We start from the raw sequence: 26001 nt of genomic DNA, 5'->3' as shown, positions 1-26001 counted from the left end.
CTTGCGCCAGCCCTTTTCATCTCTTACCGCAAAGTGGTATAACAACTTATCTTATCTGATCGTTACCTTGGACGGTGTCATGGACCTCACTGAATCTCGTCGACTTTATCAACAGCTGGCCAGCGAGTTAAAACGCCGCATTGAAAACGGGGTTTATCAGGTGGGTGAGAAACTGCCCGCAGAACGCCTGATCGCTGAAGAGATGGAAGTCAGCCGCACGGTGGTGCGCGAAGCCATTATTATGCTGGAAGTCGAAGGCTACGTTGAGGTGCGCAAAGGGTCGGGCATTCATGTCATTTCCAGCCAGCAGCAAAACCGGGTTGCCGAAAGCAGCAGCCAGTTAGAGTTTGCCGCCTTTGGGCCTTTCGAGCTGTTGCAGGCCCGCCAGCTTATCGAAAGTAACGTGGCAGAGTTCGCGGCAACCCAGGTGACGCGCAAAGATATCGTCGATTTAATGGCGATTCAGGAGAAAGCCCGTCAGGAGGACCATTTCAGGGACTCGGAATGGGATATGAAGTTTCACGTTCGCATCGCCCAGTCGACGCAAAACAGCGCCCTGGCCGCGATTGTAGAAAAGATGTGGCTGCACCGCTTGCACAATCCCTACTGGCTTAAGCTGCATGAGCATATCGATCAGCGCAGTATCGTAAGCTGGTGTGACGATCACGATCAGATTCTGAAAGCCTTAATACGCAAAGATCCCGCCGCCAGTAAGCTGGCAATGTGGCAACATCTCGAAAATACCAAGCAGATGTTATTTAACGCCACCGCCGACGATTTTGAGTTCAACGTCGACCGTTACATGTTTAGCGAAAATCCGGTTGTGCTTCCGGATGCAGACACGATTCCGCGTTAACCTGACTTAATAACAGTCAGTTAATCTGCAATAGTGTCAGGACATGTAAAACTCCTTTTTACATCGTGATACAGAGGGTAAAACTCCTGTTCGTTTAGGAGTAGTTCTGTCTCCGATGCATGATTTTTGTTACAGTTATCACCCTTTTCTTACCTTTTGCGATAAGGGCTTATCAAATCGCTGATTTAACAATCAGTTCTGGAAGGATCCAGAAACGCTTGCTCAGACGACGCTCTCAAAATATATAACAAATGTCAGTCTGCGCTGAGGTCCCTGTGGGACATGATTAACGATGATGTTCAGGAACGATTGATGGAAATTTTGCAAGCGCTGCTGCATGCCTTGTGGCAACAGGATTATGAAACGCTTTCTGATCCAACGCTGGTATGGGCGATTTACGGCGTTTTATTTATGATCCTTTTTCTGGAAAACGGCTTATTGCCTGCCGCTTTTCTGCCTGGCGACAGCTTGCTGATTCTGGTGGGCGTACTGATTGCCAAAGGAACCATGGGCTTCCCGCTGACCATTCTGGTCCTCACGACCGGTGCCAGCCTGGGATGCTGGGTCAGCTATATTCAGGGCCGCTGGCTGGGGAACACGCCGACGGTTCAAAACTGGTTATCGCACCTTCCTGCCCGCTATCATCAGCGCGCCCATAATCTGTTTCACCGCCACGGCTTATCGGCACTGCTGATTGGTCGTTTTATTGCCTTTGTGCGTACCCTGCTGCCGACGATTGCCGGGCTTTCTGGTTTAAGTAATGCCCGTTTCCAGTTTTTTAACTGGATGAGCGGCTTCTTATGGGTCGTCATCCTTACCGTTCTGGGCTTTGCCTTAGGTAAAACCCCCATCTTCCGCCGTTACGAAGATGAACTGATGTTTTTCCTGATGATGTTGCCGTTGGCGTTACTGGTGATTGGGCTGGTAGGCTCGCTGATTGTGCTGTGGCGTAAGCGCCGGGCAAACCAGCGTGGTGAGGGCTCATGAAACTGTTACAGGTCATTCCTAAACGCTGGCTTCCCTGGTTAATTGGTGGCGCATTTGCGCTGATTGCTATCAGCATGGTGCCCAACCTGATGCGTCATGAAAACGTGGTACAGATTCGCGTTTCACATGCGGGTGCGCCGATGCCCGATGGCTTCTATCTGTATCAACAGCTGAGCGCTCAGGGCATTCGTATCAAAAGCATCACGCCCTCTGGCGATGCGCTGATTATCCATTTTGATAATGAAGAGCAGAGCCTGGCCGCGCAGAAAGTGCTGCGTCGCCTGCTGCCAGAGGGGTTTATCGTCGCTCAACACGACCCGATGCCTCACCTTTCTCTCGCCTAGTCCGTATTCCTTTCTTATCGCTCATCTCACCAACAAGGTGTGCTGAGCGTTTTTCTGTATATCGGTGATCTTTGGACTTTTTCCACCTGATGTCTATGCTTAAACTAAGGCTGGTTATCAACGCAGTGCGGAATGCTTGTGCACCACGTTGAATTAAGTCAGGCAACAATGGAAGGTACAAAGCCTAATGAAACACAAATTACTGCTGGGAATGGTGCTGTTTTCTCTTTCAGGCTCGTTGATGGCAGCACAGTCGCTGTGTCAGCAAAAAGAGCAGGATATTCAGCGCGAAATCGAGATGGCTCAGAAGCATAACAACCAGCGTCGTGTAAACGGCCTGGAGCGCGCCCTGACCGAAGTGCGGGCAGGATGTACCGATAAAAAGCTTAAAGCCTCACATCTGGAAAAAATTAACGCTCAGAAGCAGAAAGTGGCTGAGCGTGAGCGCGAACTCAAGGAAGAGCGCGACGAAGGTCATGACAAGGACAAGATTGCGAAACGCGAACACAAGCTGGAAGAAGCACGCCAGGAGCTTAAGAAGTTACAGGCGGAGCCCTATTAATCGGATTCAATCTACTGATGTTAAAGGAGTATTTCATGTCTAAAGACACATCATCGGAATATTTGCGTGCTGAACTGAAAAACCTGGCGGATACGCTGGAAGAAGTCCTGAGCAGCGGAACTGAAAAATCAAAAGGTGAACTGGATAAACTCCGTCACAAAGCGCGCGTTGCGCTGGACAGCTCTCGCGAGCGTTTAGGTGAATCCGGTGAGCGCCTGGCGGCCACCACGCGTGAAGCCGCACAAAAAGCGGATGGTTACGTGCGTGACAACCCATGGCACGGCGTAGGTATCGGTGCGGCGATTGGCGTTGCCATCGGTATGCTGATCTCGCGTCGTTAATCATGACGGATTCACAGCAGAACCACGGACCGGCCAAAGGGGTCATCAACATTGGTCAGCGTATTGTTACCACGCTGGTCAGTATGGTCGAAACACGCGTTCGTCTTGCAGTGGTAGAGCTGGAAGAAGAGAAGGCCAATCTGATCCAGATGCTGTTGATGCTTGGCCTGACCATGCTTTTCACTGCTTTTGGCCTGATGAGCCTGATGGTGCTGATTATCTGGGCAGTTGATGCGCAGTACCGTTTAATGGCCATTGCCATCACCACCGGCGTGCTGTTCTTGCTGGCGCTGATCTTTGGGCTATGGACACTGCGTAAGTCACGTCAGTCCACGCTATTGCGCCATACGCGCAAAGAACTGGCTAACGATCGTGATCTGCTCGAGGATAACCACTAATGAGTTGCCGTGAGCGTCAAGCGCGCATCGATGAACTGCTAAAGCAGGTTCAGCAGCAACGCCTGGATCTGAGCGCGGCGCGGCGTGGCTGGCTGGAGATCACGGCCTCTTACGACCGTGGCTGGTTTACGTTTTTAAGTTTGAAACGTTATCTGGCCATTGGCAGTAGTGCGTTAGCCATTTATTCCATTCGCAGCCCTAATCGCCTGCTCCGCTGGGCGAAACGGGGCTTCGGTCTGTGGAGTACATGGCGCATGGTGAAATCCGCTCTTCCCCCGCGTTGAATCCCCCAAAGCCAGCCCGATTGCGGCTGGCTTTTGCTTTTTATCAAATTTACTGAATAACATCGACAGTTTATATTGCTTACAACTGTAACCCCTCGCTACTATCATCTCCAGCTATCAGCCCGGCTAATCGCCATCATGCGGTTAACGGGAATATTCACTGCGGGCAGCGTCGCCTTGCAAACTTTTAGCATTGGAGCTTATGATGAAAAAATTCGAAGACAGTGGTTTGTTGGCCGCCCGTATCCTGATGACTATCCTGTTTATCGTTTCTGGCTGGGGCAAAATTACCGGTTATGCTGGCACTCAGCAGTACATGGAAGCGATGGGCGTGCCGGGTTTCATACTGCCACTGGTTATTCTGCTGGAGTTTGGCGGCGGCCTGGCCATTATGTTTGGCTTCCTGACCCGCTTTACTGCGCTGTTTACCGCTGGCTTTACTATTCTGACCGCGTTTCTGTTTCACAGTAACTTCGCAGAAGGCGTTAACCAGCTGATGTTCATGAAAAACCTGTCTATCGCAGGGGGCTTCCTGGTGTTAGGTTTAGTGGGTCCTGGTGCGTACAGTATTGACCGCCTGATCGGCAAAAAACCACAGGGTGCTCTGGCGCGCTAACTGACGCCCGACGCCTCGCGTTATCTGAACGCACCGGTTGCTTTCTTCCGGTGCGTTTTTTTATGCCCTTCCCCTGCCAAATTGCCCTCACTGGACCGCCCGAACAGATAACATGCTGTCTTCCGCGCGCAGATTTTCTGGTTGAGCGGGATAACACCTCCGCGCCCTGCTTAAGGTAAGCCTAATCTACTCATGGAAATATAGCGTTCCGTCTCTCTTCTTTTTGGCAACGCTATGAAAGTGTCTTATGGTCAGTGGCTTCCCCATCACGATGCGCCCTTTTTTCGACGGCTTCATCTTTTGGTCGCCGTGCTGATCCTTTCGCAGATCATTAATTCCAATTTCACCGCACGTGAAGCGCTCGGCGGGCATAACCTGGAGACGCTGATAACCTGGCTACATATTCTCTCAGGACTGTTGCTGATCGCTGCGGGCGTTATCATGCTCATCTGGATGCGGGTTCAGCGGGGTTTTCGCTGGTACTTCGCCTGGCTTATGCTGGATTTTCGGGGTATTCGAAACGATGTCGTACAGCTGACCGGCCTGAAACTCCCACAGGCACATGGCGGTGGGATAGCCGCGACGGTGCAAGGCCTGGGGGTTATCGCGTTGATCGCGGTCGCCTGTTCTGGTGGGCTATGGTTTTTATTTAACAGTACGTCGCTCGCCACACCTGATTTGACGCGTGAGGTATTGCACTGGCATAAATTCCTGACCACCTTTGTAGAGATTTATTTTTACAGCCATGGCGCGATGGGCGTGCTTCATATCCTGCTATCCCGCTATGAAAAATAGCAAAGGACATGCATGCAGGCTGTCGCCCTCCTTGTTAAACGAATCGCTTATCACTGGAAGACCGGATGCTACATAGTGAATCACACAAAATTGAACACGCCGGATGGCTGCGGGCCGCCGTGCTGGGCGCGAATGATGGCATCGTATCCACTGCCAGCCTGCTGGCCGGGGTAGTTTCTGCCAGCAGTAGCCATCATAACGTGTTGCTCGCCGGGCTGGCAGGCATCGTCGGAGGGGCGATGTCGATGGCAACGGGAGAATACGTCTCGGTGTCCTCACAGTCCGATACAGAAAAAGCGTCTCTGCTGCAGGAAAAAGCCGAACTGGAGGCCGATTTTACGGCTGAAACCATGGAGCTTGCGGCCATTTACAGGGCGCGCGGCCTGTCTCCTGAGCTGGCACATCAGGTGGCAGAGCAACTGATGGCCCATGATGCGTTGGCCGCGCACGCCAGAGATGAGCTGGGCATCACGGCCTTCAGCAGCGCGAAACCGCTTCAGGCCGCCCTGTTTTCAGCAATCAGTTTCGCATCAGGCAGTATTTTACCGTTCGCGATCGCGATGCTCATCACCGGGCCTTTCGCCTTACCCGCCATTGCGGCCTCGGCGCTCCTGGCGCTGGCGCTGCTTGGCGCGACGGCGGCCCGGGCCGGGGACGCGCCAGTAAGAAAAAGCGTCTCGCGGATTTGCTTCTGGAGCCTGTTGGCGATGGGCCTGTCTGCATCAGTAGGTTATCTTTGCGGACAGGCGCTCGGATAATCGCCTGACGCAGCATTTGACGCCGTCAGCGCGTCAAATGCTGCCCGACAATCAGCCCGAGCTGGCCTGCCAGCGTGCTGCCTGGGACGGATTCGCCCCCCACAGACTGCCCCTGCAGAATCTCAAGTTGCCCCTGCCCACAGCCAATAACCAACGGATTGACTGAAACAACCTCACCAGGCTGACTGACGTTATCCGCCTTAATAACCCGGCTTTCCCAGACGGTAAATCGTTGTGACCCATTAACGCTGAAAGCACCAGGCCAGGGGAATGCCAGCGCACGAATCAGATTATGGTTATCGCTGGCGCTGTCGTGCCAGTTGAGTTGTCCGTCTTCCGGTTTACGGCTTCCAAAACAGCTGGCTGCGCGTTCGTCCTGGGGGATTTCAGCGAGTTGGCCCGCCACCAGCGCCTTGAGCCAGCCCGGTAGCATCTCCCCGGTGGTCGCGACTAATCGGGTATGCAGCGCAAGGGCATTGTCCTGGGGATGAATGTCAACGACCTTCTGCGCCAGGATCGGACCGGCATCAGGGCGTTTGATCATACGGTGCAGCGTGACGCCGGTTTGGGTCTCCCCTTTGATAATCACCCAGTTGAGATGGGCGCGGCCACGGTAAGCAGGCAATAAGGCAGCATGCACGTTATAAGCCCCTTTTTTTACCGACGACAGAATGGCCTCGCTGAGCACCTGACGGTAAGAAAAGCAGAACAGGTAGTCCGCCTCAAAGTCGGCAATCCGGGCTTGCCATTCCGCGGTATTGACATCCTCTGTGATAAAAACCGGGATGTTGTAACCTTCAGCCAGGCGGGCGACGGAACCGTAAAACTGCGTACCGGCAGCGGGGTCCGCATGGGTAAACAAGGCACTGACCGTGAAACCGGCATCCATTAATGCCTTCAGGCCGGTACAGGCCATTTCGTGATAACCAAAGAGCACCGCTTTCATTACGCTTTCCTTCTTTTAGTGCCTCTTCCAACGGGACAGGCGTGCTGGACGGCTTATCGGGTTCAGGCCGAAGAGGGGCCAATCATAAGGTATTCTGTGCTCAAATACGCCTCTGACGCGTTTGCCATATAGCCGTTATTGAGGCTGTTCAGCAAAATGTCCGGCAACGCACGTGGTGTGCTGTCGGAGTCACCCATAACCACCTATGGTTAGAGCGAGAGATTTTCTTCTTATCCTTTGTATTGGAGACAACATGGGCCAGTTAATTGACGGTGTCTGGCATGACACCTGGTATGACACCAAATCAACCGGTGGGCGCTTTAAGCGCTCAGAATCCGCATGGCGTAACTGGGTGACGCCCGACGGCAGCGCAGGCCCAGGTGGCAAAGCCGGGTTTACGGCAGAACGCGATCGCTATCATCTTTATGTCTCGCTTGCCTGTCCGTGGGCACACCGCACCCTGCTGATGCGTCAGCTTAAAGGCCTGGATAGCATGATTGATGTGTCAGTGGTTCATCCGCTGATGCTGGAAAACGGCTGGACGTTTGATGACAGTTTCCCGGATGCAACCGGAGACAAACTGCATCAAAATGAATTTCTCTATCAGCTCTATTTACATGCGGATGAGGACTACAGCGGTCGCGTTACCGTGCCCGTGTTATGGGATAAACAGCAGAACACCATCGTCAGCAATGAGTCTGCCGATATCATTCGCATGTTTAACAGTGCATTCGATGCCGTGGGTGCACGTGCGGGGGATTATTACCCGGTTGAGCTGCGTGAAAAGATTGATGAGCTTAACGGCTGGATCTACGACACCGTTAACAACGGCGTCTATAAAACCGGTTTCGCCACCTCGCAGTCCGCTTATGACGAAGCGGTTAGCGCCCTGTTCCATTCTCTGTCTCGTCTTGAGCAGATCTTAGGACAGCATCGTTATCTGACCGGCGACAGGATAACCGAGGCTGACTTACGTTTATGGACCACGCTGGTGCGCTTCGATCCGGTTTACGTCACCCATTTTAAATGTGACCGTCACCGTATTAGCGACTACCTGAATCTGAGCGGTTTTCTGCGTGATATCTACCAAATGCCCGGGATTGCCGACACGGTAAACCTGCCTCATATTCGCCATCACTACTACTGCAGCCATAAAACCATCAACCCGCATGGTGTCATCTCTGTAGGGCCTGCTTTTAACTGGGATGAGCCGCACGGTCGCGGTTAGCAGCAGAACGCCGCATCAGGTGAAGATAAACCGGGATGTGAAAGGACCTGACGTGCGCTGGCAGACTGCGCACGTCAGGTCAAACCGAGGGAAATGACCGTCAGAAAAACTTATACACAATATTCAAAATAGTGAGTAAGCCGATCGCGGCAACAAAGACGTTATCCACCCGGCCTTTATATTTTGCCAGCGCCGGGACTTTGCGGATAGCAAACATCGGTAACAGGCAGAGCAGCGAGGCGATAATTGGCGCACCCATTGCCTCAATCAGGTCAAGGATATTGGGGTTGAGGTAAGCCACCAGCCAGGTTGATCCCATAATAAAGATCATGCTCAGCGTATTCAGTTTGCGGCTGGACACGGCGTCTTTATCGCCCTTATAGCGGAACTTAATAATCAGCCCATTCAACCCTTCCAGCGTGCCCAGATAGTGCCCAAAGAACGATTTGAAAATAGCGACTAAGGCGATCACCGACGCGCTGTATTCCAGCACCGTAGAGAAGGTGGACTTCTCGCCAGACATGGATGAAAAGTGGTTTGCCAGATAGGAGAGCACGGGGATATTTTGCGCTTTAGCGTCCGCCATGTCTTGCGGTGATAAGGTAAACAGACAGCTAAAGGCAAAGAACATCACCACGGCCACCATCAACATGCTGGCGCGCGAGATAATCTGGCTGCACTTGTTTTCGGTATAGGTCCGGCCCATTTCCGGCTCGTACTCTTCACGCTTGGAAACCACAAAAGAAGAAACAATCGGCGAGAAATTGAACGAGAACACCATAATGGAAATGCCTAACCATACGGTGACCAGAATGCCATCGTGGCCGGTAAAGGTGATATCACTCAGGCTGACCTGATCAATCACGGCGGAATTCCAGTACGGGATCAGCGAGAGCGAAATCACCACCAGGCTGGCGATAAACGGAAACACCAGCCAGCTCATCACTTTTACCATCAGGTCTTTGCCAAACCAGATGACAAAAGCCATCAACAACAGCAGAAACAGCGCTACCACGCCGCGATTCAGTACCGGCAGCTGTAACTGATATTGCCAAAATGCCATAAAGGTATTGGTGATGGTGACGCCATAGATCCAGAGCAGCGGACAAATCGCAAAAAAATAGAGAAAGGTAATGACCACCCCGCCGGTTTTTCCGAAATGCTCTTCCACAGTTTCCGTAATATTGCCCGAAACGTTGCTGCCTGACAGGCACAGCCGGGCCAACGCCCGATGGCAGTAAAACGCGATGGGATAGGCGAGTACCAGCATGATCAAAATAGGAATCAGGCCACCGTAACCGGCCCGGATGGGGAAAAAAAGCACGCCAGCGCCAATGGCCGTACCAAACAGACCCAGTGTCCATGTGGTATCGGACTTACGCCAGGTCGACGCTTTTTCCTGGTCGAGAATATTTTCAGAATTACTCATAACTTATCCTTTATGCGTCAGCGAAACCTGTAATCTGGGAAACCCGGGACAAATCGATATTGCCACCTGAGATAATGCACACGGTTTTCCGCCCCTGGATGTAGTGGTCAACTTTGCCGCTCAACAGCGCGGCGCAGGCCAACGCGCCGGCCCCTTCCGTAACCACTTTGTTTCGCTGGATCAATGCAATCATACTTTTACGAATGTCGTCTTCACTTACTAACACCATCTCATCGACCCATTCTCTCACAATCGCGAAGGTAAGATCGCCCGGACGGGCGACATCGCAGCCGTCCGCAAGAGTCCCGGTAAGACGATGGCGCGTTATGGTATCAGCAAAAAAGGAGGCTGCCATACCGTGTACGTTTTCAGACTGCACGCCGATGACGGTAATTGTGGGATTAATGGACTTAATCGCAGTGGCGATACCGGCAATCAGCCCGCCGCCGCCCACGGGAACGATGACGTTATCGACATCGTAGAGATCTTCAAGGATTTCCAGACCGATGGTGCCCTGTCCGGCAATGATTTTCACATCATCATAAGGAGGAATAAATATACGGCCTTCGTTGGCGACAATTTCATCCACCTTGGTCATGGTGTCATTAAAGTTGTCACCGTAGATGACCACTTCAGCGGAGTAATCCCGCGTCGCCGCCTCTTTGGATTTTGGTGCACCTTTAGGCATCACGACTTTACCGTCAATATTCAGCATGGCGCACGACAGTGAAACACCCTGTGCATGGTTACCGGCTGAGCAGGCGACAACGCCCTGACGTTTTTCTTCTTCTGTCAGCGAACTCATTTTATTGAACGCGCCACGGATTTTAAATGAGCCCGTTCGCTGCATGTTTTCAAATTTAAGGAATATTTCCCCGCCGCAGCGTTCGCTAAGATAGTTTGAACGTGGCATGCCGGTTTTATACACTTTTCCAGTTAGCCTTTCTTTAGCGGCATAAATTTCATCCAGGGTGACGGGAACATTATCATTGTTATTCATATAAACTCCTTTTTCAGGCAAAACGTATCCAGCACAATTCCCCGAAGAGAAATGCAATCGTAAAATCAGGAAGTGCAACGCGCTTAACGCTTTCGCTTCACAACGTGCTTTATCAGCAGGCGTTTATGCAGTTGATTTAACGAGGAATGGGCAGCGGCAGGATATGAAAAGGCGGGCGATAACACCGCGTCTGACGCAGAAGAACACGGCTGACGAACAGAAGAGGCAGAAGATGGTTTTACAAAAGAGGCAGCATTAAAGCGAGGATTCCACAACGGGTTGGCAATACTGTCTGGCGTTGACTGATAAAATGTTAACCAACACGTTCGTGGTTGCGTATATCTATACATAATGACTTTCCTCTACATCCTTTTTATCCGCTACGAATCTTAATGATCAATAAAAAAAAGGTTGTGCTGTTTCTCACAATTGTCACTGAGATATGAGATTCCGCGAAAAATCATGATAATGATCAATATTGGCTGAAAGGCTATTAAAATATTAAACACGGCCAAACTGCGCAATAAAAATACTATATACACAACGTTTTAAGGCGCTGCTTAAAATAAATACAGCGCAACCTAAAAGCCTCTTTTTTGAGTAAGTCTTAACCATAGAAATAAAAATGAATGTCGCCTTTCCCGGTGGATTTTTCATCTCATACTGAAACGCATCATTAAGACTGGCTCGCGCATACTATTCGCACATGTCCCTTCCTGTGATTTATCCGCTGCCGAAGGGATCGTTGCTGGCAGCCAGGAGCTGTCAGGACAGATAGAGTGATGGCAGGCAGACAGGCAGACAGACAGACAGACAGACAGACAGACAGACAGGCAGACAGACAGACAGACAGACAGACAGACAGACAGACAGGCAGACAGGCAGACAGGCAGACAGGCAGACAGGCAGACAGGCAGACAGACAGGCAGACAGGCAGACAGGCAGACAGGCAGACAGGCAGACAGACAGGCAGACAGGCAGACAGGCAGACAGGCAGACAGGCAAACAGGCAAACAGGCAAACAGGCAAACAGGCAAACAGGCAAACAGGCAAACAGGCAAACAGGCAAACAGGCAAACAGGCAAACAGGCAAACAGGCAAACAGGCAAACAGGCAAACAGGCAAACAGCAAAATACAGTCATAAATGATAAGGGGGAAGCACAACGCATTACAGCAGAGTGATACGTCCCCTGCGCTGACAGATCTCAAAACGTCCATTCTCTTCCCGCCCCGTTAAAGCCCCTCTCCGTTGTCGGAGGCAGGTTACTGTGTATAAAAAAGGGGCTCCGCATCGGCATCAACAAGGCTTTCATAACGTCATTGCTTCTCGCTCCTCGCCCTGTCAGGGCAAAGTGCGCATTTATCATACAGAGTAACGATGACAAGAATAAAAGGAACACACGTCATCATAAAGAGAGCAAAGGGTTATATCGCATAAGATGCTATTAGATTGTTGCGCTTTCTTATAAATCATCGCAACTCAATGTGAATGAAAAGATAATACTGAGAGAAAAGATGCCTGACGCTTAGAGGATGTTTAAAAAACACCGTCAGTAAATAATGTTTTTTTCCATTGATAAATTCATATTGATAGGTAAAGCAGGCATAAAGCTGACTTTAACATTTCCAGGAGTTTTCTACGAAACCAACATATATTCTGATCAAGTTAGAATAACATTTATCAGCATCAACCTTTATTTTAAAAAACACCGAACATAAGCAATAGATTATCTTCAAAAATCACAAAATGACAATATTATAGACCAGTGTTCATTTAAAGCGCAGTCATATATCCGTAACGCATTGTGAATATAAGTTTTTGATTAAAATCAAAATTATTTTTATTCAATGAAATCAATATGATGAAAATAATAAAAACATAAAGTTAACTAACAAAGGTTATTTATTAAATAAGCTAATTTATATTCCCTTAAAACAAAAAACAAAGACAGGCTAAATTTCATTTGTTAAAAAAAAAGAGAAAAACCTGAGTGTGGACAATAAAAAAAACCAACTTAGAATGATGAAAAAAAAAGTGATGAGGCACTATTTACACAGTTAGTAAAACACTCAAACAAGAGATAATGTCATCAAGGTAATGAATGAAAACGTATTTTATTTCCGATGACAGCTATTTTCTCATCGGCCTGGAAACAAGCTTATGTGGGTTACATTGTGATAAAGCATTCATTAACACAAACAGGTTTACAACGTTCCATCCTGATAAAAACGATCTTCTCATCGTATCGATCCAGGATCATATTAAACGTAGAAACTATCTTTCAAACCAGAAGGCGCATGGACCCAGAGTTATTATTATTGCTGATTTTTTGGTTTGCCACGATACGCAGGAAAAATACCCGCGAATTGTTTCAAAAAAGATCACAAAAGAGGATCTTATTGACGTTCTGCAGAACGTAAAAGAAAGCGACGTGATAAAAAGATACGCCTCAAAGATTGAATACCAGATCATTTATATGATTTGCAAGGGTAAAGGAATGCGTGAAATTGCAATGAAATATAATCTTTCTTTGAAATATCTTTATGGACTTAAAAGGAAAATACTAAAAGAACATGGATTAGATAACTGCAATGTGAATGGATTGCTCATTTGCAGAGATATTCTTTCGGGTCACTAGGCATATGCTTTTCAGCATCAACTGCTCCCGTCATGATAAAAAGCAGAAGAATGGCAATAAGGAAAAGGAGGCAATTAGCAATATTTTAAAATTTCATTAGTTAGTTACATTCTGTCAAAGTTCATTATATAAAAGGAATTCTTAAATGAAAAACAAGTTACTTATCAGTTCTGTTGCCATGTTATTTATGGGCGTAACTACCCTGGGCCATGCCGCAACAGTCAATGGTGGCACCGTTAATTTTCTAGGTGAAGTCGTTAATACAGCCTGTGTCGTTTCCAGTGATACTGCCTACCAAACCGTACAACTCGGTCAGGTCAAAGCCAGCACCTTTGGTGATGCCGCAGGAACGAAGGCGCAAAATCCTAAAGCCTTTAAAATTATTTTAGAGCAGTGTGATGGCACGTCGAGCACAGCAGCAGTGACGTTTGACGGCGTAAAAGATGCGACCCAAAATGCACTTCAGTCAACCGGAACCGCGGCAGGGGTTGGCGTCTATCTTGTTGATAATAACAATGCCGAGATCACCCTCGGTACGGCTACGCCAGCAGAAGCACTGTCCGGCAGTACCAATATCTATACCTTTAAAGCAGACATGATATCGGTTTCAGACACGGTCACCGTGGGTTCCGTCGACAGCTCTGCCAATTTTACTATCACTTATGCCTGATAACACTGGCAGGGGAAACCCTGCCATTATTCTCTTCAAGTAAGGGTAAACATGTACATCATCAGATTTGTACTTTATATGGCCTTGTTATGCGCCAGTCTGAGCGTTAATGCAGGCGGTATTGGTGTAGGCGCTACCCGCGTTATTTATAATGAAAATGCTAAACAAGCATCGCTTTCTGTCACCAATACGGATACAGCCGCAGTCTATTTAATTCAGTCATGGGTTGAAGATGACGCCAGCAACAAAAGCAATGATTTTGTTCTTACACCACCACTATTCATTATTCAGCCCAATAAAGAAAACCTGTTACGCATCATTTTTTCTGGCGAAAAGCGCCCGTCCGATCGTGAAACCTTATACTGGCTTAATGTCAAAGCGATACCATCGCAAAATAATAACACCGAACCTGATAGCAGCAGCCTACAGTTTGCCATCGTCAGTCGGCTAAAACTATTTTATCGCCCCAACAATCTTCCATTAAGTAGCAGCGAAGCCATTAAAAAACTGCAAACCACCCGACAAGACAGCCTGGTCACCTTTAATAACCCAACGCCTTATTATATCAATGTCGCCAATATAAAGAGCAAAAATCAATTTCTTGAAACAAGAAGCATCACAATTGCGCCTTTTGGTAAGACAAGCATTGATATTGCTCCGGCAAAGGAGATGACTTATCAGGTTATTAACGATTACGGCGGTATGGAGCCTGTCGTGCATGTCAGATAAATTGAAAACCGGAGATTAAGATGAAATGTTATGGAAAACTGGCATTGATTGTTCTGATACATTTCCCCTTTCAGGCCACCGCCAACTATAAATTTAATCCTGGGCTGATTGATTCAACAGTCTCATCTGTAGCCGATCTGGAAAACTTTCAAAATGGCAATGTTATCGCGCCCGGTATTTATTTAGTTGATATCTATCTGAACAGCGATTATGCCACTTCGGCGGAAATAAAGTTTATTGAGAAAGGTAAGAACATTGTTCCATGTTTCGATGAGAAAATCCTGGTCGCTGTCGGGATTAATACCCGTGACATAACTAAACCCGGCGCCTGTATTTTCATAGAAGATGACATACCAGGTTCTCATGTTAATTTTGTGCCAGAGAAGCTAAAAGTTGAGATTAGCGCGCCACAATCCGTGCTTTTCAATACCGCGCGAGGGCACATACCCAAAACGCGGTGGGATCACGGTATCCCAGCGTTACTGCTTAACTATCGATACAGCGGCTCAACCGGCAAGGTCAATCACTATGACGCGGAAAATCATTTTCTGGCCCTGGATAGCGGTGCCAACCTCGGTGCCTGGCGCTTAAGAAATAATTCAACCTGGACGTTTAATGAAACCCACGATTCGCGTAACAGCGAATGGAAAAACATCCGCACTTACTTACAACGTCCGCTGTTAGACTTCGACAGCATCATAACAATAGGTGAATACAGCACGTCCAATGCGATCTATGACACCTTCAATTTCAGAGGTCTGCAAATTTCGTCGGATGAGGCGATGCTGCCTGACAGCCGTCGAGGCTTTGCACCCGTGGTCAGAGGCATAGCGAAAACCAATGCCAGAGTGACGGTGAAACAAAATAACTATGTTGTTTATGAAACCTACGTTCCTCCAGGGCCCTTTGAATTAACCGATCTCTACGCCACGGGAAGCAGCGGCGATCTGACGGTCAACATTACAGAAAGTGATGGGCAAGTTCAGTCTTACACCATGCCTTACTCTTCTCTGCCGGTATTACAACGAGAAGGTAGCATCAAATACAGTCTGACCTCCGGGAAATACCGTGGTCTGACGATGCAAGATTCACCGGAGTTTTTTCAGGCCACGCTTATTGCAGGTTTACCCTATGGAATGTCTTTCTATGGCGGTGGTCAGTTAAGCGATAATTATAAAGCCTGGTCATTGGGCTTAGGCATGAACCTGGGCTTTATGGGCGCGATTTCGGTTGATGCAACCCATGCCCAGAGTACGTTAGCCGATAAAAGTCAGCATGCCGGAAACGCCTATAAGTTTCAGTATGCGAAATCGCTGAACACCTCTGGCACAACGTTCCAATTATTGAGCTATCGCTTTACCACTGACGGATTTTATAATTTTAGTGATACCACATGGAAAAAAATTGACGGTCGTGGTTTCAATACAGATGGCTCGTTGAATCTTGATACAACTTATAACCTACGCTTTGCCCGTAAAGGTCAACTTCAGGCCAGTTTATCTCAGGATCTGGGTGAATTTGGTTCTGTCTATCTCACCGGTTTAGAACAAACATACTGGAACATGGGAAAGAAAAACACGACATTGCAGGCCGGTTTTAATACCACACTTTACGACATTACCGCAGGACTGGCTTTGAGCTATAACCGTAATCCGTGGCAAATGGAAACGGATAAACGCCTATCTTTATTATTTTCTTTGCCGCTGGATAAATTTACCCGGAATTCAGCCCCTCACACTGCACGCCGGGCCTGGGCAACGGCTGGAACACACTATGATGCGAAAGGGAATTATACCCATTCGACGGGAATTAACGGGGTTGCGCTGGAAAACAGAAACCTCAGTTATAACCTTCAACAATCTTACAGCAATAATGGCCAGGCCTACGGCGGGAGTGCCGGGCTGACCTACAACGGAGCCTATAACGCCGTCACATCAAATTACAGTTACAGTAAACACTATCGTCAGGCGAGTATTGGGATTGATGGCGGTGTCATTATTCACCAGGAGGGAATAACCTTTGGTCAGGCGCTGGGGGACACCAATATACTTGTCGATGCAGCAGGTGCCTCAGGATTATCCGTTGAAAACAGAACGGGCGTTAAAACCGACTGGCGCGGATATACCTATCTTCCTTACGCCACCGCATACAGAAATAACCGCATTGCGCTCGACCAGTCAACACTGCCGCCAGATATCACACTGGAGGAAGCGGTTAAAAATACGGTGCCGACTCAGGGTGCGCTGACGCGCGCTAAATATGATGTCAGGAAAGGGCTTCAGGCGTTATTTACGCTGACGCAAAATGGTAAAGCCCTGCCGCTGGGTACCCTTGTGACAGTAAAAGACCCTGCGATTAGCAGCATTGTCGGCGACAACGGCAACGTCTTCCTTTCAGGTATACCGGAAAGTGGAACGCTCACGGCAAGCTGGGGAAGCCGTCAGGATCAACGCTGCAATCTGCGCTTCGATCTTGCCAACATCACATCAAACGGCATTATTATCAAAAAACATCTGAGGTGCGAATGATCAGAATTTTACTTCTTCTCCCCTTACTCTGTTGTTATTCATCCACACATGCCTACGATATTATCCTTCAGATAAATGGCATTATTTCAGAAAATGGTTGTGTGGTGGACAGCAACGCCAGAGAGTTGTCGGTTGACATGGGCACGGTGGCAAGTCGTGATTTTACAGCGGGCCAGTTAACGTCAGAACTGGTGCCTTTCAGTATTTATTTACGTAACTGCTCGTCGCTGGCCTCTGGCGTTAAAGTCACTTTCGAGGGCACGCCCGATCTGGCAGACAGTTCGTTGCTGAGGCTCACTGAAATGAATGAATCAGCCAGTGGCATCGGCATTGAAATTCTGGATAAAGAGAAAAACCCGATCCCGTTAAATTTCGCTTCAGCACATTATTCTCTGACACCCAATTCAGACGCAGAGCTGAAGTTTTACTCTCGATATAAATCAACCGCAGCGGTTAAGCCCGGCATGGCTAATGCCACCGCAACCTTTAACCTTGAATACGATTAAACGTGTTAATAAAGCAGGTTTCTATGAATAAGTTGATCATCCTGATTTTTATTATTCTGGTTAGCGCTCACCCGTCGGTTTACGCCTATGAGACAGACAGTTCCTGTGAGATAACCGTACCCGCCATTTCAGTCAATATGAGTAATCAAGCACCTTCTTCGGCAGGCGTTGATTTAAGCGGCTGGAATACAAACGCATGTGGGCAAACACATCGGGTAGGCACATGGCAATATGGCTGGTATGACACCAGCAATCTTTCCCCCACCGGTATCAGCTACAATGATGGCTCGGGTAATCATTCAATATACAGAACAGGCATCACCGGCATTGGGGTCGTATTAAAAGCCAGAATGGTACCTAATACGATTTCTGGCGCATCCAGTCTCGGCATGTTACCCATTGGCTCTGCGGAAACCAAACTCACTTCTACATCGCTTTTGGGTATTTCCAATGTCCAGACCACCTTGCAATACAAATTTGTCACGACAGGCGAAATCATTTCCCCCAACGTTTACAGCATCACGTTTAGCGCTGGCAGAGCACAAATGAGAGACTTACTCAGCGGTGCTTATCCCGTGCCGGTGAATGCCAATATCAGCTCACTGGCGGTGAATAACAAAGGCTGTGACATTATGACGCGCAGCCTTGTCGCGAATATGGGCGCCGTGGGAACGCAGCAACTGCCTAATATTAACAGCGTATATGCTGGTGAACCGGTAACCATTAATTTGCAGTGCGATGATAATGTTATCGTTGAGGCTATTTTCAGTGACTTAACGAATCCGGCAAATACGACCACCACCCTGAACTTAACCGGTGAATCAGATGCGCAAGGCGTGGGGGTTGAGCTTTTACTCAATAGCAGTACGACACCGGTTCAGCTCAGCTATCCGGCAAGGTATGGCGGTGCGCCGGGCAGAAACCTGATCAAAACCGCATCGGATGCCAGTAATCTCTCTTTCCAGGTGACACCACGCTATATCAGAACCGGGGACCTGACACCCGGCGTAGCCAATGCCACCGCAGCGTTGACGTTTGTTTATAATTAATTAGAAAACCAGCACCAGGGATCATAACAGGCAGCCCAACCTGAGGTTGGGCTGCCTTTGCTTTATTTTGTTTCACACGCCGTTGGCCAGGGCTTTGCCGGCGAGTTGAACGGATGGTACTGGTAGCACCAGGTTTCCGACACCACGTTGCCCTGTGCTTTCAGATAGAGCTTAAGCTCTACCGGATCACCTTCCCCCGCCACCAAATCAAACTGTGCCAGCCAGTTACCTGAATCGTCCGGCAATTTAGACACGAGCACGTTCTCAAACGTGCCACGCGACGCAGAAAGGACGGCTTCTGGCGACACGCCCGACGGCAGATGGTTGAGCACATCGCCACGGAACTCGACGGCAAACTTACGGCTGTCGTGCGGACGGTCTGAACCCGGCACACCGCCCCTGCCCAGTCGGGTCGCACCACAACGCGCCAGGGTGGAAGGATAAGGCTCATCGGCCAGCCAGTGCAGTCGATAATGGAAGTGATGCTGTTCGCCCGCTTTAGCCGGAGATTCTGGCACCCACATGGCCACGATGTTGTCATAGATTTCATCGTCAGTCGGGATTTCCACCAGCAGCACCGAGCCTTTGCCCCATTTGCCGATGGGTTCCACCCAGAGATCGGGCCGCCGCTCATAGTGAGCCGCATCAAGGTAGCTGTCGAACGCTCTGTCCTTCTGGAGCAAACCAAATCCTCGCGGATTCTCGTCGTTAAAGCTCGACGTCACCACGCGTAAAGGATTGTTGAGTGGTCGCCAGATATGTTCGCCGCTGCCGGTCCACATCGCCAGGCCGTCTGAATCGTGCACTTCCGGACGCCAGTCTGTGCCTGCGCCTTTGACCGTTTTTGAAAACCAGTACATTGAGGTCAGAGGGGCAATCCCGAAACGCTGAACGTCTTTACGCAGGAACAGCGTACATTCGACATCCTGCACCACGCCTTTGCTGCGGTGCAGGATAAATTTATAGGCACCGGTGATGCTCGGCCCGTTGAGCAGCGCATAGACGGTCAGGTTTTTGCTGTCATCTTTAGGCGCTTCAAACCAGAAATCCGTAAAGTCAGGAAACTCTTCATCCATGCCGGGCTGAACGGTATTCAGGGCGATGCCACGCGCGGATAATCCAAACTGGCCCAGTTCGCCGATGGCGCGGAAGTAGGAAGCCCCCATAAAGGATATCCAGTCGTTTTGTGGATTCGTTTTTAACGTATCCTGACTGGCCAGCACCCGAAATCCTGAAAACACGTTACCTTTAAGCGGAGGCAGCTTGACGGTTTTGTCCGTGGTGGTGAAGTAATCAATATTTTGTATGATTTCGCGCGCAGCGTTATTTTCAACAACGTGCATTTTCACCGGCATACGGTGTAAGCCGTTGACCATAAAAAAGGTAACAGGAAACCGTCCGGCGTTTTTAAACAGCGCATAGTCCGGTTTGTAGACCGTTTTCATGTAGGCGTCATAGGTTATGTTGGATAACAATGACGGGTCGAATTCAGTGGGCTTTTCGTAAGGTTTAGCCGCCAGCGCTTTGGCCTGGGCAATTAAGGTTTCAAAGTTAAATGCTTTGCTATCACCCATTTTGAGAACACCTGCTGCGATAGCGCCAGGGGAAATGCCTAATGCAGATAAGGCAGCAAAAGCCCCGGAATAAGTCAGTAAAGTCCTTCTTGTAACCATGATCCACCTGTTTTTTTAATACTCATTCAATGAATTCGCGCCATGTGCGGCAAAATGGTGAGCTGATTGCTGCCGGTAAGCCGCCTTCAACTATAGCTGAGAGAAACCTTTGCCTCTCAAACAGATGACAGGCTATCACGTCAACATGTGGGATGAGCGTATAGCGCGGCAGCAATTAATTGCATGGGATTTGCCTGAGAAGTGAAAGCATTCAGCGAAAGGGCCTTTGTCTTCTTAACGTGATGAACAGGTATTTATCAGGTTAAGGTGCCGCAACGCAAAAACCCCGCCTGCGTGAGGTTTGCATTAAGACGGCGGAACTGACCGGTAAGCCGCGTACTTTTATGAACAGCGTCGTGGACAGTCATTCATCGCCTTCTGCACCGCCCCACAAAGCAAAAACCCCGCCTGCGTGAGGTTTGCATTAAGACGGCGGAACTGACAGGTAAGCCGCGTACTTTTATGAACAGCGTCGTGGACAGTCATTCATCGCCTTTCTGCACTGCACCACACCACCCCACAAAGCAAAAACCCCGCTTGCGCGGGGTTTGCATTAAGAAGTCGAAACTGACCGATAAGCCGGGTTCTGTCGTGGACAGTCATTCATCTAGGCCAGCAATCGCTCACTGGCTCAAGCAGCCTACCCGGGTTCAGTACGGGCCGTACCATGTGAACCCCTATTTGGCCTTGCTCCGGGTGGAGTTTACCGTGCCACGGACTGTTACCAGCCGCGCGGTGCGCTCTTACCGCACCCTTTCACCCTTACCTGATCCCATTACTGGGCCATCGGCGGTTTGCTCTCTGTTGCACTGGTCGTGGGTTTCCCCCCCAGGCGTTACCTGGCACCCTGCCCTATGGAGCCCGGACTTTCCTCCCCTTCGCCCGTCTCCTTCAGAGAAGGACGACGACGAAGCGGCGACTGTCTGGTCAGCTTCGGCGCGCATTATAGAGGGTTTAGCTCGCGCTGTCACGCCCGGCGCGCAGGCAACGCGTCAGGCTTATGCCTGTTGCTCCAGCGCGTATTTATAGAGCGCATTCTTTTTCACCCCGTGGATCTCCGCCGTCAGCGCTGCTGCCTTTTTCAACGGCAGTTCCTGCTGTAACAGCGCCAGCGTGCGCAGGGCTTCCGCGGGAAGCGCCTCTTCGTCGGGATGATGGCCTTCAACAATCAGCACCATCTCACCTTTACGGCGATTTTCATCCTCTTTCACCCAGGCCAGGAGCTCACCCACCGGGGCACCATTCAGGTTTTCCCAGGTTTTCGTCAACTCACGCGCCAGCACCACATAGCGGTCGGCACCCAGTTCCGTCACCATGTCCTGCAGGCTGTCCAGCAAGCGGTGCGTGGACTCATAAAAAATCAGAGTGCGCGGCTCCTCAGCCAACGCCCGCAGGGCATCACAACGCGCCTTGGTTTTGGCGGGCAGAAACCCTTCGTAACAGAAACGATCAGACGGCAATCCCGCTGCGCTTAATGCTGTTATCGCTGCACAGGCACCAGGTAAAGGAACGATGCGAATCCCGGCCTCGCGGCAACGGCGGACCAGGTGATAACCCGGATCGTTGATTAACGGCGTGCCAGCATCCGAAACCAGAGCTATGCTTTCTCCCTGTTGCAGCCTGGTTAGCAAGATTTCTGCTTTCTGCTGTTCGTTGTGGTCATGAAGTGCGAAGAGTCGCGCATTGATGGCGAAATGTTGTAGCAACAGTCCGGTATGACGTGTATCTTCCGCTGCGACCAGATCGACGCTGGAAAGTACCGCTAGCGCCCGCTGGGTAATGTCAGCCAAATTACCTATTGGGGTTGGCACGATGTAGAGCGTGCTGGCGGAAATGTCTGCCCGATCGAGTTGTTTCATTGTTTCATCCGAATTGCCGATTTAATATTGAGCATCTTGAAAAAAACATCACTGGATACAGTATGCTTCCTTCAAAAATCGTTCGTCATAAAGCAGGACGCTTTGTGCCTGTCCTTCTTGCTGGTCTGATTTTAGCCGCGTGTAGCGGCCAGGGCCCCAAAAGCCAGTCCGTAGATATTCAGGGACCCGTTACCAATAATTCTGCCTACTATCTGCAGCAGGTGCAGCAAAGCAGCGATGATAGCAAGACCGACTGGCAATTACTCGCAATCCGCGCCCTGCTGAAAGAAGGAAAATATCCTCAGGCTGCGCAGGCCATCGATGAACTGCCTGCTCAGCTTTCCGATAAACAGCAGCAAGAATTACTGCTGTTGAAGGCCCAGTCGCAGATTGGACAGCAAAAGATTGCCGATGCTCAACAGGTCCTGAGTCAGGTGAAAACCAGTGAGCTGTCTCAGGATCAGCTGGCCCGCTACTTCGGTTTACAGATTGCCAGCGCGCAGGGTAAAACATCCCTGGCCCTGCTTCGCGCCTATATTGCACAGGAGCCATTGCTGAAAGGTGATGACCGCCAAAAGAATATTGATGCAACCTGGCAGGCGCTGACCCAACTGTCGCAGCAGGATATGAATTCGCTGGTGATTAATGCCGATGAAAACATTCTGCAGGGCTGGCTGGATCTGCTGACGACCTGGCATGCTAATGCCCAGGATGCCACGATGCTGAAGTCAGCTATCAAAGACTGGCAGACGCGCTATCCGGATAACCCTGCGGCAAAAACCCTACCGACCCAACTGAGCCAGGCGCAGAACTTCACCAAAGCCTCGACCAGCACTATCGCGCTGCTGCTGCCCTTGAACGGTCAGGCGCAAATGTTCGCCAGTGCTATCCAGAAAGGGTTCAACGACGCGAAAAACGGTACCCTTGCGACCGCCCCACAGGCGACGCCGGGCAGTGCACAAGATCCTATCGCGATGAATCAGCAGCAGCCTGCTGGTGCGAACGCGGTCGTCAGCCCGTCAGCAAATCCTGCGGCAGCGCAGCAGGCCAGCAACGGGCAGCAACCGGCCACGACGCAGCAGCAGCCCCAACCGCAGCAACAGCCCGCTGCCGAACCGGCCAGCAATGCCCAGGTGAAGGTTTATGACACCAGCAGCCAGCCTGTCGCGCAGGTGATGCAGCAGGCCCAGCAGGACGGTGCCACACTGGTCGTCGGACCGCTGCTGAAAAACAATGTTGAATCCGTCGCGAACAGCCAGACACCGCTGAACGTACTGGCCCTGAACGAGCCAGAGCAAATCCAGAACCACCCCAATATGTGCTATTTTGCGCTGTCGCCTGAAGATGAAGCGCGCGATGCTGCGCACCACATCTGGGATCAGGGTAAACGTCAGCCGCTGCTGTTAGTTCCGCGTAATGGTCTGGGTGATCGTGTGACGGCAGCCTTTACAAAAGAGTGGCAGTCGCTGGGTGGCAGCACCGTGCTTCAGCAGCGCTTTGGTTCTGTTTCAGAGCTCAAGCAAGGCATTAACAGCGGTGCCGGTATCAGCATGAGCGGTACGCCGGTTGTCATGCCATCGTCTTCTCAGCCGCAAAGCGTATCCATTGCTGGACTGAATATTCCGGCACCTCAAACCACTGCTCCGGCAGCCAGCAGTGGCGGTGCGATAGATGCCGCCTACATCGTCTCGACTCAGGATGAACTGCAGCTGATTAAACCGATGATCAGCATGCGTACCGGTAGCCGCAGTAACGTTGCGCTCTATGCCAGTTCGCGCAGCGCGCAGGCGGGAGCAGGCCCGGATTTCCGACTGGAAATGGAAGGACTGCAGTTCAGTGATATTCCTCTGCTGTCTGGCGCTAACCCGGCGTTGATGCAGCAGGCCGCAAAATCGTTTAATAACGACTATTCGCTGGTGCGCCTGTACGCAATGGGGATTGATGCCTGGACGCTGGCTAACCACTTCAACCAGATGCGTCAGGTACCGGGTTTCTCGCTCGACGGCAATACCGGTAAGCTGAGCGCCACCACTGATTGTGTGATCAACAGGAAGTTGACATGGAACCAGTATCGCCAGGGCAATATCGTACCGGCCAGCTAAACCGCCGCCGTACGGGGGCCGAGCATGAACAACTCGCCCGCCGCTATCTTGAGCGGGCGGGGTTAACATGGGTCGCCAGCAATGTTTACTATCGCGCAGGTGAACTTGACCTGATAATGCGAGACAGACAATGTTGGGTGTTTGTCGAAGTGCGTTACCGACGTAACGCCCGATTCGGCGGCAGTCTGGCCAGCATTACCCGACAGAAACAACACAAGCTGCTGCGTGCCGCCTCTCTGTGGCTGGCGCAACGCGGCGGCAGTTTTGAAACAGTGAATTGCCGTTTCGACATCATTGCCATTACCGGCACGGCGCTTGAATGGTTGCCGAATGCCTTTAATGCAGACGTTTAGAACCAGGTGGTCGTGTGCAGGAAAGAATTAAAGCGTGTTTTACCGAAAGTATTCAAACTCAAATCGCAGCTGCAGAGGCGTTACCCGATGCCATTTCGCGGGCAGCGATGACGATGGTGCAGTCACTTCTTAACGGTAACAAGATACTGAGCTGTGGTAATGGCGCGTCGTCAGCCAATGCTCAGCACTTTGCCGCCAGCATGATCAACCGCTTTGAAACCGAACGCCCCAGCCTGCCCGCACTGGCATTGAGTGCGGACAACGTGATGCTGACGGCAATCAGTAACGATCGCCTGCATGACGAGATCTATGCCAAACAGGTGCGTGCGCTGGGACAAACCGGCGACGTGCTGCTGGCCATCTCTACCCGAGGAAATACACGGGACATCGTGAAGGCGGTTGAAGCCGCCGTCACGCGCGATATGACTATCGTTGCGCTTACCGGTTATGATGGGGGCGAATTAGCCGGATTGCTGGGACCGCAGGATGTGGAAATTCGTATTCCTTCACATCGCAGTGCTCGCATTCAGGAGATGCATATGTTAACACTCAACTGTTTGTGCGATCTGATTGATAACACCTTGTTTCCCCACCAGGAATGACGGAAGGAGCACCAATGAAAGCATTGAACGCTGTAGCCATTGTTTTAACCGCCATGCTGCTGCAAGGCTGCGTCGCGGTGGTTGCTGGTAGCGCCGCTGTTGCGACCAAAACCGCCACCGATCCCCGCTCAGTCGGGACGCAGGTTGATGATGGCACGCTGGAATTACGCGTCAGCAACGCGCTGGCAAAAGATCAGCAAATCAAAACCGATGCCCGCGTCATTGCCACCGCCTATCAGGGCAAAGTGCTGTTAACCGGTCAGGCACCTAGTCAGGACATTGCCAACCGCGCGAAACAGATCACCATGGGCGTTGACGGCGCAACCGAAGTGTATAACGAAATTCGGATTGGGCCGAAAGTCAGCCTTGGCACCTCATCGTCTGACACCTGGATCACCACCAAGATCCGTTCGCAGCTGCTGGGCAGCGATCAGGTGAAATCGTCAAGTGTGAAAGTCACCACGGAAAACGGTGAAGTGTTCCTGTTAGGCCTGGTGACGCCAGACGAAGCCAAAGCCGCCGCAGATATTGCCAGCCGGGTCAGCGGCGTGAAACACGTCACTACCGCCTTCACCATGGTGAAATAACGCTGCGTTAGCCGCTGTCCAGACCTGCTGCTGCCGCAAACAGAAAAGCCGCACCCTTTCGGGTTGCGGCTTTTTTTATATGGCAAACAAACGTTAACCGGCTCACCGTGCGGCTGAATACCGCGCTCAGCCAGCGGTGTTATCCGCTAGCATTACCAG

The 26001-nt window shown here is 50.5% G+C and carries 26 protein-coding genes and 1 other RNA gene; 21 read left to right on the top strand and 6 right to left on the bottom strand.

Features of this window, described 5'->3' with window-relative positions; translation table 11 throughout:
- Positions 1 to 79 precede the first annotated feature (79 nt).
- From exuR to QNH99_RS03020, 10 genes are all read left to right on the top strand, one after another.
- The gene (gene exuR, locus QNH99_RS03065) at positions 80 to 856 is read left to right on the top strand and encodes a transcriptional regulator ExuR (protein WP_063881033.1); all 777 of its coding nucleotides are present in this window, start codon (positions 80 to 82) and stop codon (positions 854 to 856) included.
- A 312-nt stretch (positions 857 to 1168) separates the two neighbouring features.
- Positions 1169 to 1843 (top strand): DedA family protein, encoded by a 675-nt coding sequence (locus QNH99_RS03060; RefSeq protein ID WP_063877345.1) that lies wholly within the window; start codon positions 1169 to 1171, stop codon positions 1841 to 1843.
- Complete coding sequence (gene mzrA / locus QNH99_RS03055; protein ID WP_063877346.1) at positions 1840 to 2187, top strand: EnvZ/OmpR regulon moderator MzrA; 348 nt, start codon at positions 1840 to 1842, stop codon at positions 2185 to 2187. Before QNH99_RS03060 ends, mzrA begins: the two co-directional genes overlap by 4 nt.
- Before the next feature lie 187 nt (positions 2188 to 2374).
- Complete coding sequence (locus QNH99_RS03050) at positions 2375 to 2749, top strand: DUF1090 domain-containing protein (protein WP_063877347.1); 375 nt, start codon at positions 2375 to 2377, stop codon at positions 2747 to 2749.
- Between the two features lie 35 nt (positions 2750 to 2784).
- On the top strand, positions 2785 to 3090 hold the full coding sequence (locus QNH99_RS03045) for a DUF883 family protein (RefSeq protein WP_014604934.1): 306 nt from the start codon (positions 2785 to 2787) through the stop codon (positions 3088 to 3090).
- Positions 3091 to 3092: 2 nt separating this feature from the next.
- Positions 3093 to 3488 carry a phage holin family protein gene (locus QNH99_RS03040; protein ID WP_172823880.1) on the top strand — a complete coding sequence of 132 codons (396 nt, stop codon included), beginning with the start codon at positions 3093 to 3095 and terminating at the stop codon, positions 3486 to 3488.
- A complete protein-coding gene (locus QNH99_RS03035; RefSeq protein WP_063877348.1) occupies positions 3488 to 3772 on the top strand; it encodes a YqjK-like family protein in 285 nt (94 codons plus the stop codon). The genes QNH99_RS03040 and QNH99_RS03035 overlap by 1 nt, the downstream gene beginning before the upstream one ends.
- Positions 3773 to 3977: 205 nt before the next feature.
- Entirely contained in the window at positions 3978 to 4388 is a 411-nt protein-coding gene (locus QNH99_RS03030) for a DoxX family protein (protein WP_063881035.1), read from the top strand.
- Positions 4389 to 4622: 234 nt separating this feature from the next.
- Complete coding sequence (locus tag QNH99_RS03025; protein ID WP_283355865.1) at positions 4623 to 5183, top strand: cytochrome b/b6 domain-containing protein; 561 nt, start codon at positions 4623 to 4625, stop codon at positions 5181 to 5183.
- 65 nt (positions 5184 to 5248) lie between these two features.
- A complete protein-coding gene (locus QNH99_RS03020; protein ID WP_283355864.1) occupies positions 5249 to 5941 on the top strand; it encodes a VIT1/CCC1 transporter family protein in 693 nt (230 codons plus the stop codon).
- A gap of 25 nt (positions 5942 to 5966) precedes the next feature.
- Here QNH99_RS03020 and QNH99_RS03015 read toward each other — a convergent pair whose 3' ends face one another.
- Entirely contained in the window at positions 5967 to 6887 is a 921-nt protein-coding gene (locus tag QNH99_RS03015) for a formyltransferase family protein (protein ID WP_283355863.1), read from the bottom strand.
- A 253-nt stretch (positions 6888 to 7140) separates the two neighbouring features.
- Between QNH99_RS03015 and QNH99_RS03010 the strand changes: the two genes are divergently transcribed.
- On the top strand, positions 7141 to 8115 hold the full coding sequence (locus tag QNH99_RS03010) for a glutathione S-transferase family protein (RefSeq protein WP_063877352.1): 975 nt from the start codon (positions 7141 to 7143) through the stop codon (positions 8113 to 8115).
- Positions 8116 to 8215: 100 nt separating this feature from the next.
- On the opposite strand, the gene tdcC is transcribed toward QNH99_RS03010, so the two are convergent.
- Both tdcC and tdcB read right to left on the bottom strand, forming a co-directional pair.
- Complete coding sequence (tdcC, locus tag QNH99_RS03005; protein ID WP_063877353.1) at positions 8216 to 9544, bottom strand: threonine/serine transporter TdcC; 1329 nt, start codon at positions 9542 to 9544, stop codon at positions 8216 to 8218.
- 10 nt (positions 9545 to 9554) lie between these two features.
- Entirely contained in the window at positions 9555 to 10544 is a 990-nt protein-coding gene (tdcB, locus tag QNH99_RS03000; RefSeq protein WP_063877354.1) for a bifunctional threonine ammonia-lyase/L-serine ammonia-lyase TdcB, read from the bottom strand.
- Positions 10545 to 12647: 2103 nt separating this feature from the next.
- Between tdcB and QNH99_RS02995 the strand changes: the two genes are divergently transcribed.
- The 6 genes from QNH99_RS02995 to QNH99_RS02970 all read left to right on the top strand — a co-directional run bounded on the left by QNH99_RS02995 (position 12648) and on the right by QNH99_RS02970 (position 18666).
- Positions 12648 to 13184: a hypothetical protein gene (locus QNH99_RS02995; RefSeq protein WP_063877356.1), complete on the top strand. Its 537-nt coding sequence runs from the start codon at positions 12648 to 12650 to the stop codon at positions 13182 to 13184.
- A 145-nt stretch (positions 13185 to 13329) separates the two neighbouring features.
- On the top strand, positions 13330 to 13854 hold the full coding sequence (locus QNH99_RS02990) for a fimbrial protein (RefSeq protein ID WP_410517266.1): 525 nt from the start codon (positions 13330 to 13332) through the stop codon (positions 13852 to 13854).
- 51 nt (positions 13855 to 13905) lie between these two features.
- Positions 13906 to 14583, top strand: coding sequence for a molecular chaperone (locus QNH99_RS02985; protein WP_172898012.1), 678 nt, complete (start codon positions 13906 to 13908; stop codon positions 14581 to 14583).
- A gap of 20 nt (positions 14584 to 14603) precedes the next feature.
- On the top strand, positions 14604 to 17111 hold the full coding sequence (locus tag QNH99_RS02980; RefSeq protein ID WP_283355860.1) for a fimbria/pilus outer membrane usher protein: 2508 nt from the start codon (positions 14604 to 14606) through the stop codon (positions 17109 to 17111).
- Positions 17108 to 17617 carry a fimbrial protein gene (locus QNH99_RS02975; RefSeq protein WP_082875147.1) on the top strand — a complete coding sequence of 170 codons (510 nt, stop codon included), beginning with the start codon at positions 17108 to 17110 and terminating at the stop codon, positions 17615 to 17617. Before QNH99_RS02980 ends, QNH99_RS02975 begins: the two co-directional genes overlap by 4 nt.
- 23 nt (positions 17618 to 17640) lie before the next feature.
- Positions 17641 to 18666, top strand: coding sequence for a fimbrial protein (locus tag QNH99_RS02970; RefSeq protein WP_063877360.1), 1026 nt, complete (start codon positions 17641 to 17643; stop codon positions 18664 to 18666).
- 62 nt (positions 18667 to 18728) lie between these two features.
- Here the strand turns inward: QNH99_RS02970 and QNH99_RS02965 are convergent, their stop codons facing one another.
- From QNH99_RS02965 to rsmI, 3 genes are all read right to left on the bottom strand, one after another.
- Positions 18729 to 20339 carry a glucan biosynthesis protein gene (locus tag QNH99_RS02965; protein ID WP_172898014.1) on the bottom strand — a complete coding sequence of 537 codons (1611 nt, stop codon included), beginning with the start codon at positions 20337 to 20339 and terminating at the stop codon, positions 18729 to 18731.
- Positions 20340 to 20898: 559 nt separating this feature from the next.
- Positions 20899 to 21274, bottom strand: an RNA gene (gene rnpB, locus QNH99_RS02960) — RNase P RNA component class A.
- Positions 21275 to 21337: 63 nt separating this feature from the next.
- Complete coding sequence (gene rsmI, locus QNH99_RS02955; RefSeq protein ID WP_063877362.1) at positions 21338 to 22198, bottom strand: 16S rRNA (cytidine(1402)-2'-O)-methyltransferase; 861 nt, start codon at positions 22196 to 22198, stop codon at positions 21338 to 21340.
- Between the two features lie 62 nt (positions 22199 to 22260).
- On the opposite strand from rsmI, the gene QNH99_RS02950 reads away from it, so the two are divergent.
- From QNH99_RS02950 to dolP, 4 genes are read left to right on the top strand one after another with little or no spacing between them, the layout of a single operon-like run.
- Complete coding sequence (locus tag QNH99_RS02950; RefSeq protein WP_283355859.1) at positions 22261 to 24300, top strand: penicillin-binding protein activator; 2040 nt, start codon at positions 22261 to 22263, stop codon at positions 24298 to 24300.
- On the top strand, positions 24258 to 24653 hold the full coding sequence (locus QNH99_RS02945) for a YraN family protein (RefSeq protein ID WP_063877364.1): 396 nt from the start codon (positions 24258 to 24260) through the stop codon (positions 24651 to 24653). Before QNH99_RS02950 ends, QNH99_RS02945 begins: the two co-directional genes overlap by 43 nt.
- Before the next feature lie 14 nt (positions 24654 to 24667).
- Complete coding sequence (diaA, locus tag QNH99_RS02940) at positions 24668 to 25255, top strand: DnaA initiator-associating protein DiaA (protein ID WP_013027345.1); 588 nt, start codon at positions 24668 to 24670, stop codon at positions 25253 to 25255.
- 14 nt (positions 25256 to 25269) lie between these two features.
- Positions 25270 to 25842, top strand: a complete 573-nt coding sequence (gene dolP, locus QNH99_RS02935) for a division/outer membrane stress-associated lipid-binding lipoprotein (RefSeq protein WP_063877365.1) — start codon at positions 25270 to 25272, stop codon at positions 25840 to 25842.
- Positions 25843 to 26001 lie beyond the last annotated feature (159 nt).

The sequence above is a fragment of the Pantoea allii genome (genome assembly GCF_046529425.1).
Lineage (GTDB): Bacteria > Pseudomonadota > Gammaproteobacteria > Enterobacterales > Enterobacteriaceae > Pantoea > Pantoea allii.
This window is presented reverse-complemented; position numbering and strand designations above follow the sequence as displayed.